Source organism: Pectobacterium actinidiae (genome assembly GCF_000803315.1).
In the GTDB taxonomy this organism is placed as follows: domain Bacteria; phylum Pseudomonadota; class Gammaproteobacteria; order Enterobacterales; family Enterobacteriaceae; genus Pectobacterium; species Pectobacterium actinidiae.
In genome coordinates, this window is the sequence record NZ_JRMH01000001.1 from 3,280,655 (window position 1) to 3,300,140 (window position 19,486).

Below are 19,486 nucleotides of genomic sequence, written 5' to 3' on the forward strand. Positions count from 1 at the left end.
GTACTTCGCAAAAAAAAGCACTGACCAACAAGGTTCAGTGCTTTTTATTATCAAGTCTACTGTCTCACAGCGTTATTTCTTCGCTGGCAGCGTGACCCAGTAGCCTGGTTGATACGGGAGCGGCAGGAACTTCTCATGGAAGGTGCGGAATGTCGCATCAGGATCGATATCCTTGAACAGCTCCGGGTGCATCCATTTTGCCAATACCTGAATCGCCACAAACTGATACGGGCTGTCATAGAACTGATGCCAGATAGCATGGGCATGACCATTGGTCGCTACCGGCAACGTTTTGAATGCCGAGCGCTCCATCAATTTTTGCAGGCGTTGCAGCGCTTCCTTCTGATCGGCTCCCGGTCCGACGCCAACCCAGCCATTCGCTGTGTTGTAGTTTTTCCAGTTAGCCCCTGTCACCACCACCACATCCGGGCGAGAGCTGATAATCTGTTCAGGATTCAGCGTACCAAACGTGCCAGGAATGATGTTCTTGGCAATGTTGTCACCGCCAGCGGCCTCAACCATGCGGCCAAAGTTCTCATCACCAAATGACATGCAGCACTCTTCGTCATAGCCGCCAGCACGGTCAATCATCACTTTCGGACGTGGGCCCTGATAGTTCTTCAACCGATCGGTGACAAGCTCAATCTGCTCACGACGGAACTTAATGATCTCTTCCGCACGCTGTGGTTTGCCAACCAGTTGGCCCATGATGTGAATGCTTTTTTCTGCGTTCTCAAACGGCTTCTCGCGGAAATCGATGAACACCACCGGAATACCCAGCGAACTGAGTTTCTCAATCAACTTGCCTTCATCCGTCGCCGCTTTTGATTCCAGATTCATCAGTACCAAATCCGGCTTCAGCGTCAATGCCTGCTCGACGTTGAAGGTGCCGTCTTTCGCTCCGCCAAAGGTCGGCAGCTTTTTAATTTCCGGGTATTTCTTTTCGTAAGCCAGATAGCCGTCGTAATCGGCTTTCGGCAAATCGTCACGCCAGCCAACTACGCGCTGGAACGGAGCCTCGGTATCAAAGGCAGCCAGCAGATAAATCTGTCGACCTTCCCCTAAGATAATCCGCTTCACTTCGGATTTGATTTCTACCTTCCTGCCACTAACGTCTTCAATAACAATCGGGTTAGCGCTGGCGATAACGCTAGCACTCAGCCCCAACAGAGCAACGACTGAAAACAGCCATTTCTTCATTATTATTCCCTTCTGCGATTATGGTTATAAATGATAATAGTTATCATTATTGAAATAATATCCTGCCGTGATTAACAGAAGCAATGGGTTTTTAACGCAGCGTTAATAAAAGGTAAAATTAACCGGAGAATGGCCGAATGCCGCCCATCATCGCGGGCTGTGCACTGAGATAAAGCAGGACGCCGGAGCCAACTAAAATCAGCCCGCCGGCAAACGCCAGAAGAGAAAAAGCCGCACGTTGCCACACGGGCGAGGCACGGTTTGCACCTAAGCGCTCAACCACGCGACGGCAGTAAAAAACCAACACGGCCAGTGCCGAGATTGTGATCGCCGTTCCGGCAGCCATCACCAGCGCAGAGGCCACGCCCCACCAATACACGCCGATCACTTTAGAGAAAAGCAGCACCAGAATAGCGCCAGAGCACGGGCGCATCCCCATCGCCAACACAATCATCAGCCGCGTACGCCAGCTGCTATCGCGCTCAAGTTCCTCATTGCTCGGGAGATGGCGGTGCCCGCAGCCGCAGTCGGCATCGTGCTGATGAGGAGAAGAGGAAAGCACAGGCATCGGGCGAAGCGCCATACGTCTATCGGTCGGTACGTTGAGCTGGGCTGCATTCAAAGAATCTACGTGCAAAGGCGTCACGCGCAAAATCGTCGCAGGCTTAGGCTGCCGAACAAGGGCGATATACAGCTGTTTCAACGCGCGGAAACAGAGCAGTAGCCCCAGCCCCGCCACGAGCACGAAGCTCCCCTTCTCCATCCAGAAACTGCTGTCATGCAACGTTCGACTCGACAGTTGTAAAATCCCTAATACCACGGTCACCAGCGCGACTGCCATCAGCCCCTGAACCAGCGACGCAGCAAGCGTCAACTTCAGGCTGCTTTTCAGCTTCGACGGATGTGTCGCCAGATAGGTCATGATGACGACTTTACCGTGCCCCGGCCCGACGGCATGAAGCACGCCATAGACCAGACTGAACATCATCAGGCTCAGCCCCGCCTGATGCGGCTGCTGTTCCACCATCTGCAACAGATGCGACATCTGCTGATGCAGCGATTTCTGCCAGATCGCGCTTTGCAGCACGATTTGCGGCCAGTATCCGACGATGTAATGCAGCGCTGAGGCCAGCAGTGCCAAAAACAGCCACAGCGGCCACAGATCGCGCAATCGGCTCAACAACGGGCGCTGACGCGGCAGCGAGCCGAGGTTCACTGACATTGCAATGTCACCCGCTGTGCAAACTGTTTCCCCAGTTCCATGTCTTCATCCGGCGCATCGTTCTTATCCAGCGACAGCGCATAGGATTGCAGTTCAGCGTTAGGTTCCGGCGTAACGAGCGAAGTTTTACAACGTGAAGCCAGCGCAGGTGCGAGCGTAACGGCCTTGTCATTCTGGTAGGACATATCGACAAAGTAGGTAGGATCGTAAGTAGAAATCAGCAAAGGCTTGCCCGCCAGCGGCTGTGGATGCGCCAGCGGCAGCACAAACTCCAGTACTGCCTGATTGCCTTTGCGGGAAAGATGATACTCCGTTGGCATCGGTGCATATTTCACGGGCTGACCATCACGATAAATATCGGTGAAATAGTGCTGCCCTAACACATTAGCCATCACTTCCGCCGCCAGTTTTTTCCAGACTTCAGAGTCCTTCTTCGCTTTCCCAGCGTCATACAACAGGTCGGCAGACGTGATGGGATCCATCGTCCACAGCATACGTAAACCAGTGATGTTGTCGTTCTTGCTCTCAACTGTCGTCTGCATATCAATAAAACTGTGTGGGTGAGCGAAAACGGGCTGGCCGAATGCCAAACCTGTCATCAGCAACGTTATCCGTCCGCACCACCGTTTCAAAGCGTTATAATGTAACATTATTTTTACCACACTACGTTATCTTGACAGTACACGCCATTTCTTACGCCTTTTCGACAGCAGTATGGTGGCTGACAGAAGGCCGAATAAACAAGGCCGGAACCGCCAGCAGCGCCATCACCCAGAACGTGCCGCCCTGCAGGTGTTCGAACAGGAAACCGGACACCATCGTCATCACCGCGATACTCCCGCCCATTGCCAACGCGGAATACACCGCCTGTAGCCGCAGAATGTCACCACCGGTACGTGCAGCGATAAAGCGCATAGCCGCCAGATGGCACACGGTGAACGTACCGCAGTGCAATATCTGTATCACAATCAGCCACGGCAGAGCCACTGTCACGCCCATCAAACCCCAGCGCACCACGCCGCATACGGCCGAGAGCAAAAGAAGCTGTCTCGCACTCCAGCGTCGGAACAGGCGCTGGCTGAAAGTAAAGATGACAATCTCCGCAACCACGCCTAACGACCAGAGATAGCCAATAATCGAGGCGGAATAGCCCGAATCCTGCCAATAAATGACGCTGAAACCATAGTAAGCCGCGTGTGCCCCTTGCAGCAGCGACACGCAAAGCAGAAAACGCCATACCGCGGGTTCGGTCAGCAACGTTTTCCACGGTGTGACGTTGACCGATTGGGCTGTCGACGCTGCCGCTTGCGGCATCACGCTGGGACGAAGCAGCATGCCTAATAGCATCACAACCAGCCCCGCGCTGAGGATTGCCAAAATCGCCGGATGTCCCCAGATAGCGACCAGTTCACCCGTTGCAGCAGAAGCGATAACAAACGCTATCGAGCCCCAGACGCGCACCTTGCCATAATCCATCACGACCTGCCGCTGCCAGGTCGCGGCTAATGCATCGGTCAGCGGCACCAGCGGTGCGAAAAACAGGTTAAACCCGATCATCACTATCATCAGCCACAGCCAGGCATTCCCCAGCCAGAAACCGACGGCCAGCGCCAGTGACAGCAACGCCAGCCCACGTAATACCGTAATCAATTTGGACGGATCTTTCACGCTGGGCGTGATGACCAGACTGCCGACGAAGCGCGCCACTAGCCCCGCCCCCAGCAGCATGCCGATGGACTCAGCGGACAGCCCTTCGCCTTTCAGCCATCCGCCCCAAAACGGCAGGAAAACACCATAGCAAAAAAAATAGGTGAAATAGCTCAGCGCCAACCAGCGCGTCGATTGCAAAACCATGATTCCTCCCTTTCGGTGACGAACTCCCCTAGCTTCGGCACTTTTTTGCCGGTTACTGTGTCAGAGTGCACACGGCGGCGCAACGCGTTATTCGTCATTAAACGCGAACGGAGATACCAGCCCGATCGACAGGCATAAAAAATTTCCGGGAGAAATTTTTAACGTTGCGTCAGCAACGGCCCGCAGGGATAGCCGCCATAAAAAACGCCAGCACTCAGGCTGGCGTTTGGGAAGTGTTCCGACAGTGATGTCAGAGAAAATGCCGAATTATGCGTAAACTGGGAAGCGGGCGCAGATATCCAGAACTTTCTGTTTCACGCGTTCAATGGTCGCTTCGTCGTTGATGTTGTCTAACACATCACAGATCCAGCCAGCCAGTTCACGCACTTCCGCTTCTTTAAAGCCGCGACGAGTTGCCGCTGGCGTACCGATACGGATACCGGAAGTCACAAACGGGCTCTTCGGATCGTTAGGCACGCTGTTTTTGTTCACGGTGATGTTCGCACGGCCCAGCGCAGCATCAGCTTCTTTACCGGTCAGGTTTTTGCTCACCAGATCCAGCAGGAACAGATGGTTGCTGGTTGCACCAGAAACGACATTAAAACCACGTGACAGGAAAACTTCAACCATTGCTTTGGCGTTTTTCGCGACCTGCTGCTGATAAACCTTGAATTCAGGCTCCATCGCTTCTTTCAGCGCAACCGCTTTACCCGCGATAACGTGCATCAACGGGCCGCCCTGACCGCCTGGGAAAACAGCTGAGTTCAGTTTTTTGTACAGCTCTTCGTCGCCGCCTTTCGCCAGAATCAGGCCACCGCGTGGACCAGCCAGCGTTTTGTGCGTGGTGGTGGTCACAATGTGAGCATGAGGAACCGGGTTAGGGTAAACATCTGCGGCAATCAGACCGGCAACGTGTGCCATATCAACAAACAGGTAAGCACCGATGCTGTCAGCGATTTCACGCATCTTCGCCCAGTCAACCACGCCAGAGTAAGCAGAGAAACCGCCAACGATCATTTTTGGCTTATGCGTACGCGCCAGTTCAGCCATTTCGTCGTAGTCGATCTTGCCGCTTTCGTCGATACCATAAGGAATGACGTTATACAGTTTACCCGACAGGTTAACCGGAGAACCGTGCGTCAGGTGGCCACCGTGCGCCAGGTTCATCCCCAGAATGGTGTCGCCCGGTTGCAGCAGCGCAGTGTAAACGGCAAAGTTCGCCTGAGAGCCGGAGTGCGGCTGCACGTTGGCATAATCGGCACCGAACAGCGCTTTCGCACGGTCGATCGCCAGTTGCTCAACGATATCAACATACTCACAGCCGCCGTAGTAACGTTTGCCCGGATAACCTTCAGCATACTTGTTCGTCAGCTGAGACCCTTGAGCCTGCATAACGCGTGGGCTGGTGTAGTTTTCTGACGCAATCAGTTCAATGTGCTCTTCCTGACGCACCACTTCTTGCTCCATTGCTTGCCACAGGTCGGCATCATAATCGGCAATGTTCATTTCACGCTTTAACATCCGGATCTCCTGACTCAGCTAACATAAATATACTGGGAATTAATGGCCCATTAGGGAATTGGGCTACCCTTTTGGGGAATGGCGTATAGTGTAAACCGTTTTTCCCTAATGAAGATAGGTCTTGACAGAGGTTTTTACGCAAACGATTAGCTACAGGCAGCACAAGGCTTCAGCAAACATCTACTGCGCGGTGGCAAACGGATTTTTCTTCATTCTCAATCTGCTATTTCTTCATGTTATTCCCTTTGACTCTCCCTAAAAGCCCCTACCACCAAAAAGGTAATTTACAGCGGCGGACAAACCCAATAAGATGCATGTAAAATACAACTTATAAGTCATACCAATAAGGAGTCACCATGCTGGATAACCACACTATCGCCATCGTTAAATCGACTATTCCTCTGCTGGCGGAAACAGGCCCGAAACTGACCGCACATTTTTACGATCGCATGTTTACGCACAACCCTGAGCTCAAAGATATTTTTAACATGAGCAACCAGCGCAATGGCGATCAGCGTGAAGCGCTGTTTAATGCCATTTGTGCTTATGCGACGAATATTGAAAACCTGGCCGCACTGCTGCCTGCGGTTGAGCGCATCGCCCAGAAGCATGCCAGCTTTAACATTCAGGCCGATCAGTATCAGATCGTGGGTAATCACTTATTGGCCACGCTGGATGAACTGTTTAGCCCAGGACAAGACGTGCTGGATGCCTGGGGTAAAGCCTATGGTGTGTTAGCCAATGTCTTCATCCAGCGCGAAGGCGATATCTACCGCAGCACCGAAGCGAAAAACGGCGGCTGGAGCGGTGTCCGGCCTTTCCGTATTGTGAACAAGCAGCCGCAAAGTTCGGTGATCACCAGCTTTACACTGGAGCCCACCGACGGCCAGCCTATTGCTGATTTTCAGCCAGGCCAATATCTGGCGGTTTACATCAAGCATGACAGTTTTGCCAATCAGGAAATTCGCCAATATTCTCTAACCCATGCACCGAATGGTAAGTCCTACCGAATCGCAGTTAAACGTGAAGCACAAGGCACCGTTTCTGGCTATCTGCATGATACCGCTCGCGAAGGCGATATCATTCATCTGGCGGCTCCGCACGGCGATTTCTTCCTTGATATCCCAACCGACACACCCGTTGCCCTGATTTCCGGTGGCGTGGGGCAAACCCCGATGCTGGGCATGCTACATACGCTAAAACAACAGGATCATCAGGCGAAGGTGCTATGGCTGCACGCGGCAGAAAACGGCACAGCGCATGCGTTTGCTGATGAAATCGAACAAACGGGTCATTCGCTACCACAGTTCCAGCATCATATTTGGTATCGCGAACCGCAGCAGGCCGATCGTCCAGGTGAAGATTACCATCACAGCGGACTGATGCAGTTGGCCTCATTACACGATGAATTAACCACGCCTAATATGCATTATTACCTGTGCGGCCCTGTGGTTTTCATGCAGTTTGTCGCACAACAACTGCTGGCTATGGGCATCCCCATGGAGCAACTGCATTACGAATGTTTTGGTCCGCATAAAGTTGTCTAACCCTCATTGATAACGGATCAAACCCAAAGGTCGCTTTTGCGGCCTTTTTTCATCTTTCAGAAAACCACCAGAACATACCCTAAATAATTCAAGTTGCGTGAAGGCGGCAACTGCGCGAGTCCCCAGGAGCTTACACAGATAAGTGACTGGGGTGAGTAAGGGCGGCCAACGCGCAAGCAGCTTGAAGTATGACGGGTATAAAACACCTTATTGATCACAAATCTCTATGCCAGTACGGCAGTGCTCCGCTAAAAAAGAGGTGGGTCACAAAAAACAAGACATTATTAAAATAACATTTCACTTTTAATGAATAGTTATTTCATCAAAGAGGCCTCGTTTAGGCATCGGCTTGGGTGCACAATAAAAGTCCGACGTTCTCGCTAAAAGCCGTGACAAGAACGATAAAAAACAGCGACCTTTCTTTGATAATGCTTGGATTCATTAACCGTTTTCGATTAACCAACAAGGGATATGTCTGACCATGGCAAAACGTTTTTCAGAAAGTGTAGCTTTAGCTCTGATACTTTCCGCCCCTTTCACACTGGTACACGCTAAAACGCCCGCCGCGGCACACCAGACCGCCGCGCCGGACAACGTCAACTTACTGTCGGGTTCAACGCTGGGTGAAAAAACCGGCTTATCCGGTAATGTTACCGTACGGGATATTCACCTGCCCGCCACCATCATCATTAGAGACCAACAAGGCCAGAAGCGGCAGACACAGACTGATGAGCAGGGAAAATATCACCTTGATATCTCTGGCCTTACGCCACCTTTACGTCTGTTAGCCATTGAATCTGGCGGCAATAACTGCCTGCTGAATAATATTTCTCGTGCAATCTGCCTGTCCGCTGTCGCCCCTTCATTGCAGGACGGCAAAGAAAATATCGCCAATATCAATCCGCTGACTGACCGCATTACCTCGGATATCGCGGTAGCAGCAGGCTACATTGGTCCACAACAGCTAACGGACGATACGGCATCACCAAAACTGGACGCCGCAGCATGGAAAAAAGCCTATGCTGATTTTCATGCTGGCTTTAATGACGCACTAAAACAGGTCGGCGTCAGTGCGCCCAAGAGTTTCGATCCTCTGACTTACCCCACGACTCAGCAGGATGCCGTCACCAAAATCGTCAGTGTCATTAACCATAACCGCAACTATCACAACAATACGGGCTATTCCGGCCACACCGTGCTAACTGACAGTGCGTTCCACCCGATTGTCGGCCTGAACGATAAAGGCGACTATGAACCGCTGGATTATCGCTCTGCCCGCAAGAATCTGGACGCGATCCAAAAAGCGCAAACCCGCATTTTCATCGTTGGCGACTCGACAGCAGCCACCTATGAAAAGGGGCGTTTCCCACGCATGGGATGGGGACAGGTTTTTGAACAACAGTTCAGTAAAAATAGCGGTGTAAAAGTCGTCAATGGCGCGCGTTCAGGCCGTAGCTCACGCGACTACTTTTACGAAGGCTGGTTCCGCCAGATGCAGCCGCTGATGAAAGAAGGTGATTTCCTGTTTATCCAAATGGGACACAACGATCAAAACTGTAACGGGGCGAAAGCGGTGCGTGGTCCAGCCGATGTCGCTAACCTCTGTACTTACCCGAACGATGCAGCAGGAAAAAAACAGGCTCCGCAGGGGAAAGCCGATATGTCATTCCAGACATCGCTGGAGCGCTACATCACTTTTGCCCGCCAGCACAAACTCACACCGGTTCTGCTTACCCCGACCACCCGAGTGAAAACCGCTGAAGGCAAAGAGGGTACTCCTGCCGTACACAGCCACTTCACCAAGCAAAATTCAGAAAATGGTTACGCCTTCATCGGCGATTACAGCCAGACCATTAAGAATACAGCAGCCGATAATAAGGTGATTTTACTGGACGTTGAGCCAGCCACTATCGCGCTGGCGAATCAGGGTAACAGCGACCACTGGAAACAATACTGGCTGGTGATCGATCCGAAGAAATATCCTTTTTATCGCGATCAGGCGGGTAGCCTGAGCAAACCGGATACCACCCATTTTCAGAAAAAAGGCGCTATCGCCGTGGCAGGGATTGTTGCTGATGCTGTTCGGCAGGATCCCGCTTTAGCATCGCTGGCGGAAAAAACAATCAGTAAACACAAGTAGTCATTAGTCAGGCAAAACGATAAGACAGAATCGCGCGCGGCAGGCTTCACCGCCGCGCGTTATGTACCCTTCCCTATACCAACTAAAGGACTATGGACATGATAGACACCTCACACCTCTGCAAGACGCTGACCCTAGCTATGTTAATTTCCGCGCCTCTGTCGTTAGCACAGGCTGCTGACTACAATGCGCTCGTTTCCGCCAGCGCAGGGGATGCCAAAGCCTACAAAACCATTACTGAAGCCATTGCCAGCGCACCAGCAGACAGCTCGCCATTTGTTATCTATGTGAAAAATGGCGTCTACCATGAGCGCCTGACAATTACGCGCCCCAACATTCATTTAAAGGGCGAAAGCCGTAACGGCACCGTGATCACCGCGACCACCGCAGCCGGAATGCTCAAACCCGATGGTAGCAAGTGGGGGACTTACGGCAGCAACACGGTGAAAGTCGATGCGCCTGACTTCAGTGCCCGTTCGCTGACCATCCGCAATGATTTTGATTACCCCGCCAATCAGGCTAAAGCCAGTGACGATCCGACTAAACTAAAAGACTCACAGGCCGTTGCTCTGCTGGTTGCCGAAAATAGCGATCGTGCATGGTTCCATGATGTCAGTTTGGTCGGCTACCAAGACACATTGTATGTGAAGGGCGGACGTAGCTTCTTCTCACAATGTCGGATCAGCGGTACCGTTGATTTCATCTTTGGCAACGGCACTGCGCTGTTTGACGACTGTGACATCGTCGCGCGTAACCGCACCGATGTGAAAGATCAGCCGCTTGGCTATCTCACCGCCCCAAGCACCGACATTAAGCAAAAATATGGATTGGTCATTACCAATAGTCGGGTGACCAAAGAGAAAGACGTTCCGGCGAAAAGCTATGGTCTGGGCCGCCCGTGGCACCCAACGACGACCTTTGAAGATGGCCGCTATGCCGATCCTAACGCGATCGGGCAAACGGTGTTCCTGAACACCAGCATGGATGATCACATCTATGGCTGGGACAAAATGTCAGGCAAAGATAAACAAGGCGAGAAAATCTGGTTCTATCCGCAGGATTCGCGCTTTTTTGAGTATAAATCCAAAGGCGCAGGTGCCGAGAAAAACGATCAGCGCCGTCAATTAAGCGACGCGGAAGCAGCAGAATACACCGCAGACAAGGTGTTGGCAGGCTGGGTTCCTACCGCGCCGAAAGGGAAGTAGGAATAAATGTGACGAAGCCAGCCCTCATCAGGCTGGCCTCTAAAGCGGTATTGACGGGTGAGACGAAACGATTAAATCGCTTCTTCGTCCTCTTCACCGGTACGGATACGGACAACGCGTGCCACGTCAAAGACAAAGATTTTACCATCGCCGATTTTACCCGTTTGCGCAGTTTGCGTGATGGTTTCCACACAGGTATCGACGATATCATCCGCTACGACAATTTCGATTTTTACTTTTGGCAGAAAATCGACCATGTATTCTGCGCCACGATACAGCTCGGTGTGGCCTTTCTGACGACCAAAGCCTTTAACTTCCGTTACCGTCATCCCTGTGATGCCCACTTCAGCTAACGCTTCACGCACATCGTCCAGTTTGAACGGCTTAATAATCGCATCAATTTTCTTCATGGAGGAACCTTTGTGTTATCTATGTTGCGGCCAAAGCCGGGCATCAGCAAGTGAACAGCATGTCAGAACTCAGGCGGACAATCCATCCATATCCACCCGGCATCACGCTGTAGACGTGCGACCCGCTCTCTCAGCACTAGTCTTTAAAATCGTTGGCATCCAGCTCGTGACGACCCAACAGTTTATAAAATTCCGTTCGGTTACGCCCGGCCATTCGCGCGGCCTGCGTCACGTTACCCTTTGCGATCTGTAATAGTTTTCGCAGGTAGTTAAGTTCAAACTGATGACGTGCTTCAACAAACGTTGGCAGCGCGGTGTTTTCACCTTCCAGCGCTTGTTCAACCAACGCATCGCTAATCACTGGTGCGCTGGTCAATGCCACACACTGTTCGATGACATTCACCAGTTGACGCACGTTACCCGGCCAGCTTGCCGTCATCAAGCGCTTCATCGCATCGGTTGAAAAGGTGCGCACAAAAGGCTTGTGGCGATTAGCGGATTCACGCAGCAGATGATTTGCCAGCATCGGGATATCTTCAGCACGTTCATGCAGCGCTGGCAGCTTCATGTTCACCACATTGAGCCGATAATAGAGATCTTCACGAAATTCGTTCTTCTCCATCGCCTTCGGCAAATCACGGTGCGTGGCGGAAATAATCCGCACATCAATGTCCAAATCACGGTTGCTACCCAGCGGGCGGACTTTTCGCTCCTGTAAAACACGTAGCAGCTTAACTTGTAAAGACAGCGGCATATCGCCAATTTCATCTAAAAACAGCGTACCGCCTTCCGCCGCCTGAAAAAGCCCTTCACGGCTACTGACCGCACCGGTAAAAGCCCCTTTCGCATGGCCAAACAGCTCCGATTCCAGCAATGGCTCCGGCAGCGCGCCACAGTTAATCGCAATAAAGGCTTTCTTCGCTCGCGGGCTCGCCGCATGAATGGCCTGAGCCAGCACCTCTTTCCCGGTTCCGCTTTGACCATTAATTAGCACGCTGACGTCCGACTGCGCGACCATTCTGGCCTGTTCCAGCAGACGCAGCATAATGGGGCTACGCGTCACGATGGTTTCACGCCAGCTTTCATCGCCCGCCGGAGCGGACAATGCCAGCGCTTCGTCTATCGCTTTGTAAAGCGCATCACGGTCGACAGGCTTCGTCAGAAAGCTAAATACGCCCTGCTGCGTAGCCGCAACCGCATCGGGAATGGAACCGTGAGCGGTTAAAATGATCACCGGCATTCCCGGCTGATAGCGCTGAATTTCAGAAAACAGCGCCATGCCATCCATTTCGTCCATACGGAGATCGCTGATCACCAAATCGAACGTCTCGCGCGTTAACAGCCGCAGCGCCTCCTGGCCGCTCTCCGCCGTCATCACGCTAAATCCTTCGCTAGTCAGGCGCATGCCCAACAGTTTCAGCAGGCTAGGGTCATCATCCACGAGCAACAAACTCGCCGTTTTTCGGGCTGTCATTGTCTTGTTGACTCCTTCTTCGTCGTCGGTTTGTCCGTATGTGATTCCATCGGCGGCGTATAGGTATCATCCGCATCAACTGGCTCATTTCTGGATTTCGTTGCCGAATTGCGCGAACCGTCTTTATTCCCACTCCCGCTATTCGCACCGGAACTCCCGCGACGATCGCCGTCGTTATCTGGCATTTCCCCCGACAGTTGCTTACGAGACGACAGTTGGCGCTCAATATCCGTCAAATTTTCCAGTTTCTGCGTGGTCGTTTCTAACTGATATTGCAGGTGACTTTGCTGCACACGCAGGGCATCTAGCTGTTTGTCGCTGGATTCCTGCAAGCGCTTATAACGCAGGCGCTCATCCGATAGCGCCAAAAACAGCGTTTGTCTGTCACGCCAGGTTTGCATTAGCGGGCGCAGCGCCGCAGGGAAAGCCAGACGGTATAAATTGATCTGTTCCAGCACCTGACGGCGTTCAGCCTGAGTGATACCAGCATTATCTAGCAGGATGCCCTGTTTAAACACGCTGTCCCAGCTATCTCCCGCAACCAGCTCGGCTTCCTCACGAGCCTGGAGTTGAGTCAAACGCCCGGCACAGTCCATCGCCCGTAACCAGTAAAGCGCGTTATTCATGGATTCACGATCGTCTATCTGCCACAGATGCTCACATTGCGCGATACGGAAATCGGCAACCTGCTCTTTCGGCGGTGTTGCCTCTGTTTCCAGCAACGCCGTGCCGCTGCTCACATGGCTATTACACGCAGCCAAAACGAGCGGCGATGACACAATCGCCGCCGTCAAAAGACGGGAAAATACGCTGCTCGCAAGCCATCCCTTCATAAACCCTACATTCATTATTTATTCATTCTCGGACTATTGGTTATCGGACAATAAGGGCAGCTCGATGCGAAAACACACATCAGCATAGTCCACGGTGATTAGGCTAAGCTCACCACGCATACGACGAATGCAATCACGCGCGATGCTCAGTCCCAATCCGCTTCCCTTGACTGCACCACGGCGCTGATGGCTTCCCTGATAAAAGGGCTCAAAAATCATGCTCCGCTCTGCATCGGGAATGGGCGTACCATTGTTGGCGACATCAATCTGAACGCGATTGCCAATCTGACGGCTATAAATCCAAATGTTACCGGATTCCTTACCGTAGTGCACCGCATTGGAATAGAGATTATCAATCACTCGCATCAACAGCGTCGTCTCTGCCCAACAGTGCTCAACGGCCAGCGTCACATCGGTATGAATCATTTTGGCGCGGGCTGGTAAGCTATGGGACGACACGACAATATCGACGATCTCTTCGATTTCAACCCGCTCCAGCTCGGTCGGCGTATCCGCCAACTTGCGATTATAGTCCAACAGTTGATCGATCAGCTGTAGCAGATGGCGGCTGCTGCTATCAAGAATAGCGACCACCTCTTTCTGATCGGCAGTCAGCGGACCGACCACCTCATCAGCCAGCAATTCGGTGCCTTCACGCAGACTCGCCAGCGGCGTTTTCAGCTCATGGGAAATATGGCGTAAAAACTCATGTCGCTGCGACTCCAGCCAGGACAAACGCTCGCTCAGCCAGATAATGCGCTGCGCCAGTGTTCGAATCTCACGCGGCCCCTTGAAAGTGCTGGTGTTGCCCAGCGAGCGACCTTCGCCAAGGCGGTTGATCATCCGCTCCACGCCATTAACCGGCCCAATGATCATCCGCGTAAAGAGGACGACCAACAGCACGCTGACCAGAAACAAGAGCAGCGCCTGCCAGCCAAAGAACTGGCCGCGTTCGGAAATAGCCTGCTGGAGCTGTTGCCCGCGGGAGAAAACAACGTCACGCGTTACCTGCACCATTTGTCCATTGGCGCGAGAGAACCCTTCCAGCAGGCTGGACGCCGTTTGCTCTGGGCCACTGTTATGGCAGCGTATTTCGCCAAGCTGAGTCAGGAACTGACGTAACGTCTGGTAATAGCGGGGATCGGGCAGTACCTGCGCGTGAGAATCCAGCATTTGCAAATACTGTTTACGTTGGTTCTGATAGAGCGTCGCCAACGTCTGATCGTCCAATACGCAGTATTGCCGATAGCTACGTTCCATCGCCAGCGCGACGCTGGTCATCGCTTCACTGCGGCGGGCATCCGTCAGCGTTGTCCGGTTAATATCCGCAGCCTGTTCGCTCAGCATGTTCAGGCTTTGATAAGCCTGATAGGCCAGTACCAACAGCGGCAGCAAAACCAGCAAGAACGCCATAATTACTAATTGCCGCAGAGAACGCGGGAATAAACGCCATCGTTTCAAAGAAATCATCTCGTTACCTATCGAATCCGCTCTGATGCTAACTGAGTCTTATAAAAGTTCAACGTTTTCCCTTACGACATGCGCAATGCTTCGCAATACGGCATGAATCCCCATGTAACGACGTAAAAAGTAACGCCGTAAAAGCGATCGAGGGGGATTCTCTGGGGGATGTGGCGGATATGAAACGTGGCGCGGCCAGAAGAATCGCTCCCTCTGGCCGCGTAACTGAATAGGCGGTGCCTCACTCAACGTGTCGCCCGATGCTTGATAACGTTCGTTTTCACGTACGGTTATCGGTCTGGTGGACGATAGGCACCCTTTCTTTTGGCATCATTCCAGATGTTATGAGCGAAAATATTTGCCAGTCAGCAACGCAATCATAACCAGTTGAATGAGCAACTCTCATTAAAATGCACTTCGCATGCCAACTTTGAAAAAAAACAACACAACACACTGATTATTAATACATTTTAATTTAAACATCACTAGTAAATACATAGTTAAGAATGCGAATAACGGAAATACACGCTAAAGAGACGATTTATGTCGCTAAAAACAGACAGCTTTATGACGCGGCAACATCACTCATATAAATCAAAAAGTTAAATGTCACCAATTAGAGACATCAAAAAATCAGTCCGTCGCAAAAAAACGACAAACAGAGAAAACAGACGTAAAAAAGGAGCCGAAGCTCCTTTCTTTTACTGACTTTAACTTAGCCCAGCTGTCTGCGCGCGTTGCGGAACATACGCATCCACGGACCATCCTCGCCCCACTCTTCTGGGTGCCAAGAGTTACTGACGGTACGGAACACACGCTCAGGGTGCGGCATCATGACGGTTGCCCGACCGCTGGTGCTGGTCACTGCCGTAATACCGTTTGGCGAGCCATTCGGGTTAGCCGGATAGTTCTCGGCTACCTGACCGTAGTGGTTGATATAACGCAGCGCCACCAGACCGTATTCTTCAATCGCCGCCAAATGCGCATCGTCGCGGACTTCAACCTGCCCTTCGCCGTGTGAAACGGCAATCGGCATGCGCGATCCTGCCATGTCATTCATGAACAGAGACGGGCTTTTCTCCACTTCGACCAGACTGAAGCGCGCTTCAAAGCGATCGGATTTATTGCGGACAAAACGCGGCCAGAGATCGGCACCAGGAATCAGTTCACGTAGGTTCGACATCATCTGACAGCCGTTACACACGCCCAGCGCCAGCGTCTGTGGACGCAAGAAGAATTCCGCGAATTCATCACGCACGCGAGAGTTGAACAGAATGGATTTAGCCCAGCCTTCACCCGCACCCAGCACATCACCATAAGAGAAACCGCCACACGCCACCAGCGCCTGGAAATCCTGCAAGTTACGGCGATTTGCTAGCAGGTCACTCATATGGATGTCGATGGCATCAAAGCCCGCACGGTGGAACGCCGCTGCCATTTCTACATGAGAGTTCACACCCTGCTCACGCAGGACCGCCACTTTAGGGCGGACATTTTTAGCAATATAAGGCGCGGCGATATCTTCCTGCGGATCGAAGGTCAGCGACACGTTCAGGCCAGGGTCGTTATCATCCTGTCTGGCGATATGTTCCTGATCGGCACACTGCGGGTTATCACGCAGGCGCTGCATCTGCCAGCTGGTTTCAGCCCACCAGCGACGCAGCGTTGAACGGCTTTCCTGATAGATCGCTTCTGCACCCTGATTGATGGTGAAACGCGTTCCTTCTTCAGCATGACCGAGGTAGTGCACGCAGTCTGCCAAACCATGCATCGCCAGAACCGCTTCCACTTCCGCACGACGGGCAGCAGGAATCTGAATGACTGCGCCAAGTTCTTCGTTAAACAGCGTCGCCAGCGTATCCTCACCCTGAGACGCGATATCAACTGTCACGCCACAGTGTCCGGCAAACGCCATCTCAGCCAGCGTAACCAACAGACCACCGTCTGAACGGTCGTGGTAGGCCAGAAGCGCTTTGTCCGCGACCAGCTGTTGCATGGCATTAAAGAAGCCTGCCAGTTGCTCTGGACTATGAACATCTGCCGTCTTACGACCCAACTGGCGGTAAACCTGCGCCAGCGCCGTCGCGCCCAGTGCTTTATTGCCTGCACCCAGATCGATCAGCAACAGTGCATTATCCTGTCCGGTACGCAGCTGTGGCGTTACCGTGTTACGCACGTCTTCCACGCGAGCAAACGCAGAGATCACCAGCGACATCGGCGAGGTTACCGCGCGATCTTCGCCCTCTTCCTGCCAGCGGGTTTTCATCGACATGGAGTCTTTACCCACTGGGATCGTCAGACCCAGCGCCGGGCATAGTTCCTCACCCACGGCTTTCACCGCATCGTACAGTCCGGCGTCTTCGCCCGGGTGGCCTGCTGCCGCCATCCAGTTAGCAGACAGCTTCACGCGAGTCAGCGGGCCAATATGCGTGGCCGCAATGTTCGTCAGCGCCTCACCCACGGCCAAACGTGCGGAGGCCGCAAAGTTACGCAGCGCAACGGGCGCACGTTCACCGATAGACATCGCCTCGCCGTAATAGCTATCAAGGCTGGCGGTGGTCACCGCACAGTCAGCCACCGGCACCTGCCACGGGCCGACCATCTGATCGCGTGCCACCATACCGGTAACAGAGCGGTCACCAATGGTGATCAGGAAGGTTTTTTCAGCGACAACAGGCAAATGCAGCACGCGCTCAACCGCTTCAGCCAGGTAGATTTCATCACGCTGTAGCGGCGTGCCTTCTACCTGCTTGCGCTCAACGTCACGCAGCATCTTCGGCGTTTTGCCCAGCAGCACATCCAGCGGTAAGTCGATAGGCTGGTTGTTGAAGTGACGATCGTTCATCGTCAGATGCAGTTCTTCCGTCGCTTCACCAATCACCGCATAAGGGGCTCGTTCGCGGCGGCAAATTTCATCAAACTGTGCCAGCTGTTCTGGCGCAACAGCCAGAACGTAGCGCTCCTGCGATTCGTTACACCAGACTTCCAACGGGCTCATGCCCGGCTCATCGTTCAGAATATCGCGCAGTTCAAAGCGACCACCACGACCACCGTCGCTCACCAGCTCTGGCATTGCGTTGGACAGACCACCTGCACCAACATCATGGATAAATAAGATCGGGTTGGCTTCACCCAATTGCCAGCAGCGGTCGATCACTTCCTGACAGCGACGTTCCATTTCCGGGTTATCACGCTGTACAGAAGCAAAATCCAGATCCGCATCGGACTGACCCGATGCCATAGAAGAGGCTGCCCCGCCGCCCAGACCAATATTCATCGACGGCCCGCCCAGTACAATCAGTTTGGCCCCGACGCTAATTTCGCCTTTTTTGACGTGATCGGCGCGAATGTTACCAATGCCGCCCGCCAGCATGATCGGTTTATGGTAGCCGCGCACCTCTGTGCCGTTGTGGCTATCGATACGCTCTTCATAAGTACGGAAATAGCCCGTCAGTGCAGGACGGCCGAATTCGTTGTTGAATGCCGCGCCGCCCAGTGGGCCTTCGGTCATGATATCCAACGCGCTGACAATACGCTCTGGCTTGCCGAACTCTTCTTCTTCCCACGGCTGAATAAAGCCTGGAATGCGCAGGTTCGATACGGAGAAGCCGACCAGACCCGCTTTCGGTTTGGAGCCACGACCTGTCGCGCCTTCGTCACGGATTTCACCGCCGGATCCTGTTGCTGCGCCCGGCCACGGTGAAATGGCGGTTGGGTGGTTATGCGTTTCAACCTTCATCAGGATATGGGCATCTTCCTGATGGTAATCATATTGTCCGTTGGTATCGGTGTAAAAACGGCCGACGGCGGAGCCTTCCATGACGGCGGCATTATCTTTATAGGCGGAGAGAACGTGATCGGGCGTGTGTTCAAAGGTGTTCTTGATCATTTTGAACAGTGACTTCGGCTGAGTGACGCCGTCAATCACCCAATCCGCGTTGAAAATCTTGTGCCGACAGTGCTCAGAGTTCGCCTGTGCGAACATATACAGTTCAATATCGGTTGGGTTACGACCCAGTTTGGTGAAGGCTTCCAGCAGATAATCAATTTCATCGTCTGCCAATGCCAGCCCCAGACGGACGTTCGCCTCTTCCAGCGCCTGACGCCCTTGCAACAGAATTTCGATGCGCTTGAAAGGTGCAGGTTGATGATGAGAGAACAGCGCTTCGGCCTGTTTCAGGTCGCTAAATACGCTTTCCATCATCCGGTCATGCAGCAGTGCCCCCAGTTGCTGCCACTGTTCATCGCTCAGCGTAGGCGCATGAATATAGAAAGCCAGACCGCGTTCCAGACGCAGCACTTTGCTTAACCCACAGTTATGGGCGATATCCGTTGCTTTGGAAGACCACGGTGAAATCGTGCCGGGACGCGGCGTGACCAGTAACAGATGGCCTTGCGGCTCGTGCTCCGCGAGAGAAGGACCATACTTCAGCAAACGTGTCAGTTTGGCCTGTTCATCGTTGTTCAGCGGGGCGCTGACATCGGCGAAATGTACGTATTCAGCATAGATATCGCTGACCGGCAAAACGTGCTCTTTGCAGCGGACCAGCAATTTATTAATACGAAAAGCCGATAAAGCAGGTGAACCACGCAGTATTTCCATAATCTAAAGTTCTCTC

Annotated in this window: 13 protein-coding genes; 3 read left to right on the top strand and 10 right to left on the bottom strand. The window is 52.8% G+C overall.

Annotated elements, in window-relative coordinates; all coding sequences use genetic code 11:
- Positions 1–72 precede the first annotated feature (72 nt).
- The 5 genes from KKH3_RS14095 to glyA all read right to left on the bottom strand — a co-directional run bounded on the left by KKH3_RS14095 (position 73) and on the right by glyA (position 5,797).
- Positions 73–1,200, bottom strand: coding sequence for an ABC transporter substrate-binding protein (locus KKH3_RS14095; protein ID WP_039360710.1), 1,128 nt, complete (start codon positions 1,198–1,200; stop codon positions 73–75).
- A 118-nt stretch (positions 1,201–1,318) separates the two neighbouring features.
- Entirely contained in the window at positions 1,319–2,422 is a 1,104-nt protein-coding gene (locus tag KKH3_RS14100; protein ID WP_039360712.1) for a nickel/cobalt transporter, read from the bottom strand.
- Entirely contained in the window at positions 2,413–3,072 is a 660-nt protein-coding gene (locus KKH3_RS14105) for a DUF1007 family protein (protein ID WP_029368353.1), read from the bottom strand. The genes KKH3_RS14100 and KKH3_RS14105 overlap by 10 nt, the downstream gene beginning before the upstream one ends.
- Positions 3,073–3,115: 43 nt before the next feature.
- Positions 3,116–4,276: a 3-phenylpropionate MFS transporter gene (locus KKH3_RS14110; protein ID WP_039360715.1), complete on the bottom strand. Its 1,161-nt coding sequence runs from the start codon at positions 4,274–4,276 to the stop codon at positions 3,116–3,118.
- Between the two features lie 267 nt (positions 4,277–4,543).
- Positions 4,544–5,797, bottom strand: coding sequence for a serine hydroxymethyltransferase (gene glyA / locus KKH3_RS14115; RefSeq protein ID WP_010301142.1), 1,254 nt, complete (start codon positions 5,795–5,797; stop codon positions 4,544–4,546).
- 356 nt (positions 5,798–6,153) lie between these two features.
- Between glyA and hmpA the strand changes: the two genes are divergently transcribed.
- The 3 genes from hmpA to pemA all read left to right on the top strand — a co-directional run bounded on the left by hmpA (position 6,154) and on the right by pemA (position 10,689).
- Positions 6,154–7,344, top strand: coding sequence for an NO-inducible flavohemoprotein (gene hmpA / locus KKH3_RS14120; RefSeq protein WP_039360718.1), 1,191 nt, complete (start codon positions 6,154–6,156; stop codon positions 7,342–7,344).
- A 481-nt stretch (positions 7,345–7,825) separates the two neighbouring features.
- Complete coding sequence (gene paeY / locus KKH3_RS14125) at positions 7,826–9,484, top strand: pectin acetylesterase PaeY (protein ID WP_039360721.1); 1,659 nt, start codon at positions 7,826–7,828, stop codon at positions 9,482–9,484.
- A 98-nt stretch (positions 9,485–9,582) separates the two neighbouring features.
- Complete coding sequence (pemA, locus tag KKH3_RS14130) at positions 9,583–10,689, top strand: pectinesterase PemA (RefSeq protein ID WP_039360724.1); 1,107 nt, start codon at positions 9,583–9,585, stop codon at positions 10,687–10,689.
- Positions 10,690–10,760: 71 nt separating this feature from the next.
- Here pemA and glnB read toward each other — a convergent pair whose 3' ends face one another.
- The 5 genes from glnB to purL form a co-directional block, all read right to left on the bottom strand.
- Positions 10,761–11,099 carry a nitrogen regulatory protein P-II gene (gene glnB, locus KKH3_RS14135; protein WP_015841221.1) on the bottom strand — a complete coding sequence of 113 codons (339 nt, stop codon included), beginning with the start codon at positions 11,097–11,099 and terminating at the stop codon, positions 10,761–10,763.
- Positions 11,100–11,235: 136 nt separating this feature from the next.
- Positions 11,236–12,573, bottom strand: coding sequence for a two-component system response regulator GlrR (gene glrR, locus KKH3_RS14140; RefSeq protein WP_039360727.1), 1,338 nt, complete (start codon positions 12,571–12,573; stop codon positions 11,236–11,238).
- On the bottom strand, positions 12,570–13,421 hold the full coding sequence (qseG, locus tag KKH3_RS14145; RefSeq protein ID WP_039360729.1) for a two-component system QseEF-associated lipoprotein QseG: 852 nt from the start codon (positions 13,419–13,421) through the stop codon (positions 12,570–12,572). The genes glrR and qseG overlap by 4 nt, the downstream gene beginning before the upstream one ends.
- An 18-nt stretch (positions 13,422–13,439) precedes the next feature.
- Entirely contained in the window at positions 13,440–14,876 is a 1,437-nt protein-coding gene (locus tag KKH3_RS14150) for a sensor histidine kinase (RefSeq protein WP_039360732.1), read from the bottom strand.
- 706 nt (positions 14,877–15,582) lie between these two features.
- The gene (gene purL, locus KKH3_RS14155; RefSeq protein ID WP_039360735.1) at positions 15,583–19,470 is read right to left on the bottom strand and encodes a phosphoribosylformylglycinamidine synthase; all 3,888 of its coding nucleotides are present in this window, start codon (positions 19,468–19,470) and stop codon (positions 15,583–15,585) included.
- Between the last annotated feature and the right edge of the window lie 16 nt (positions 19,471–19,486).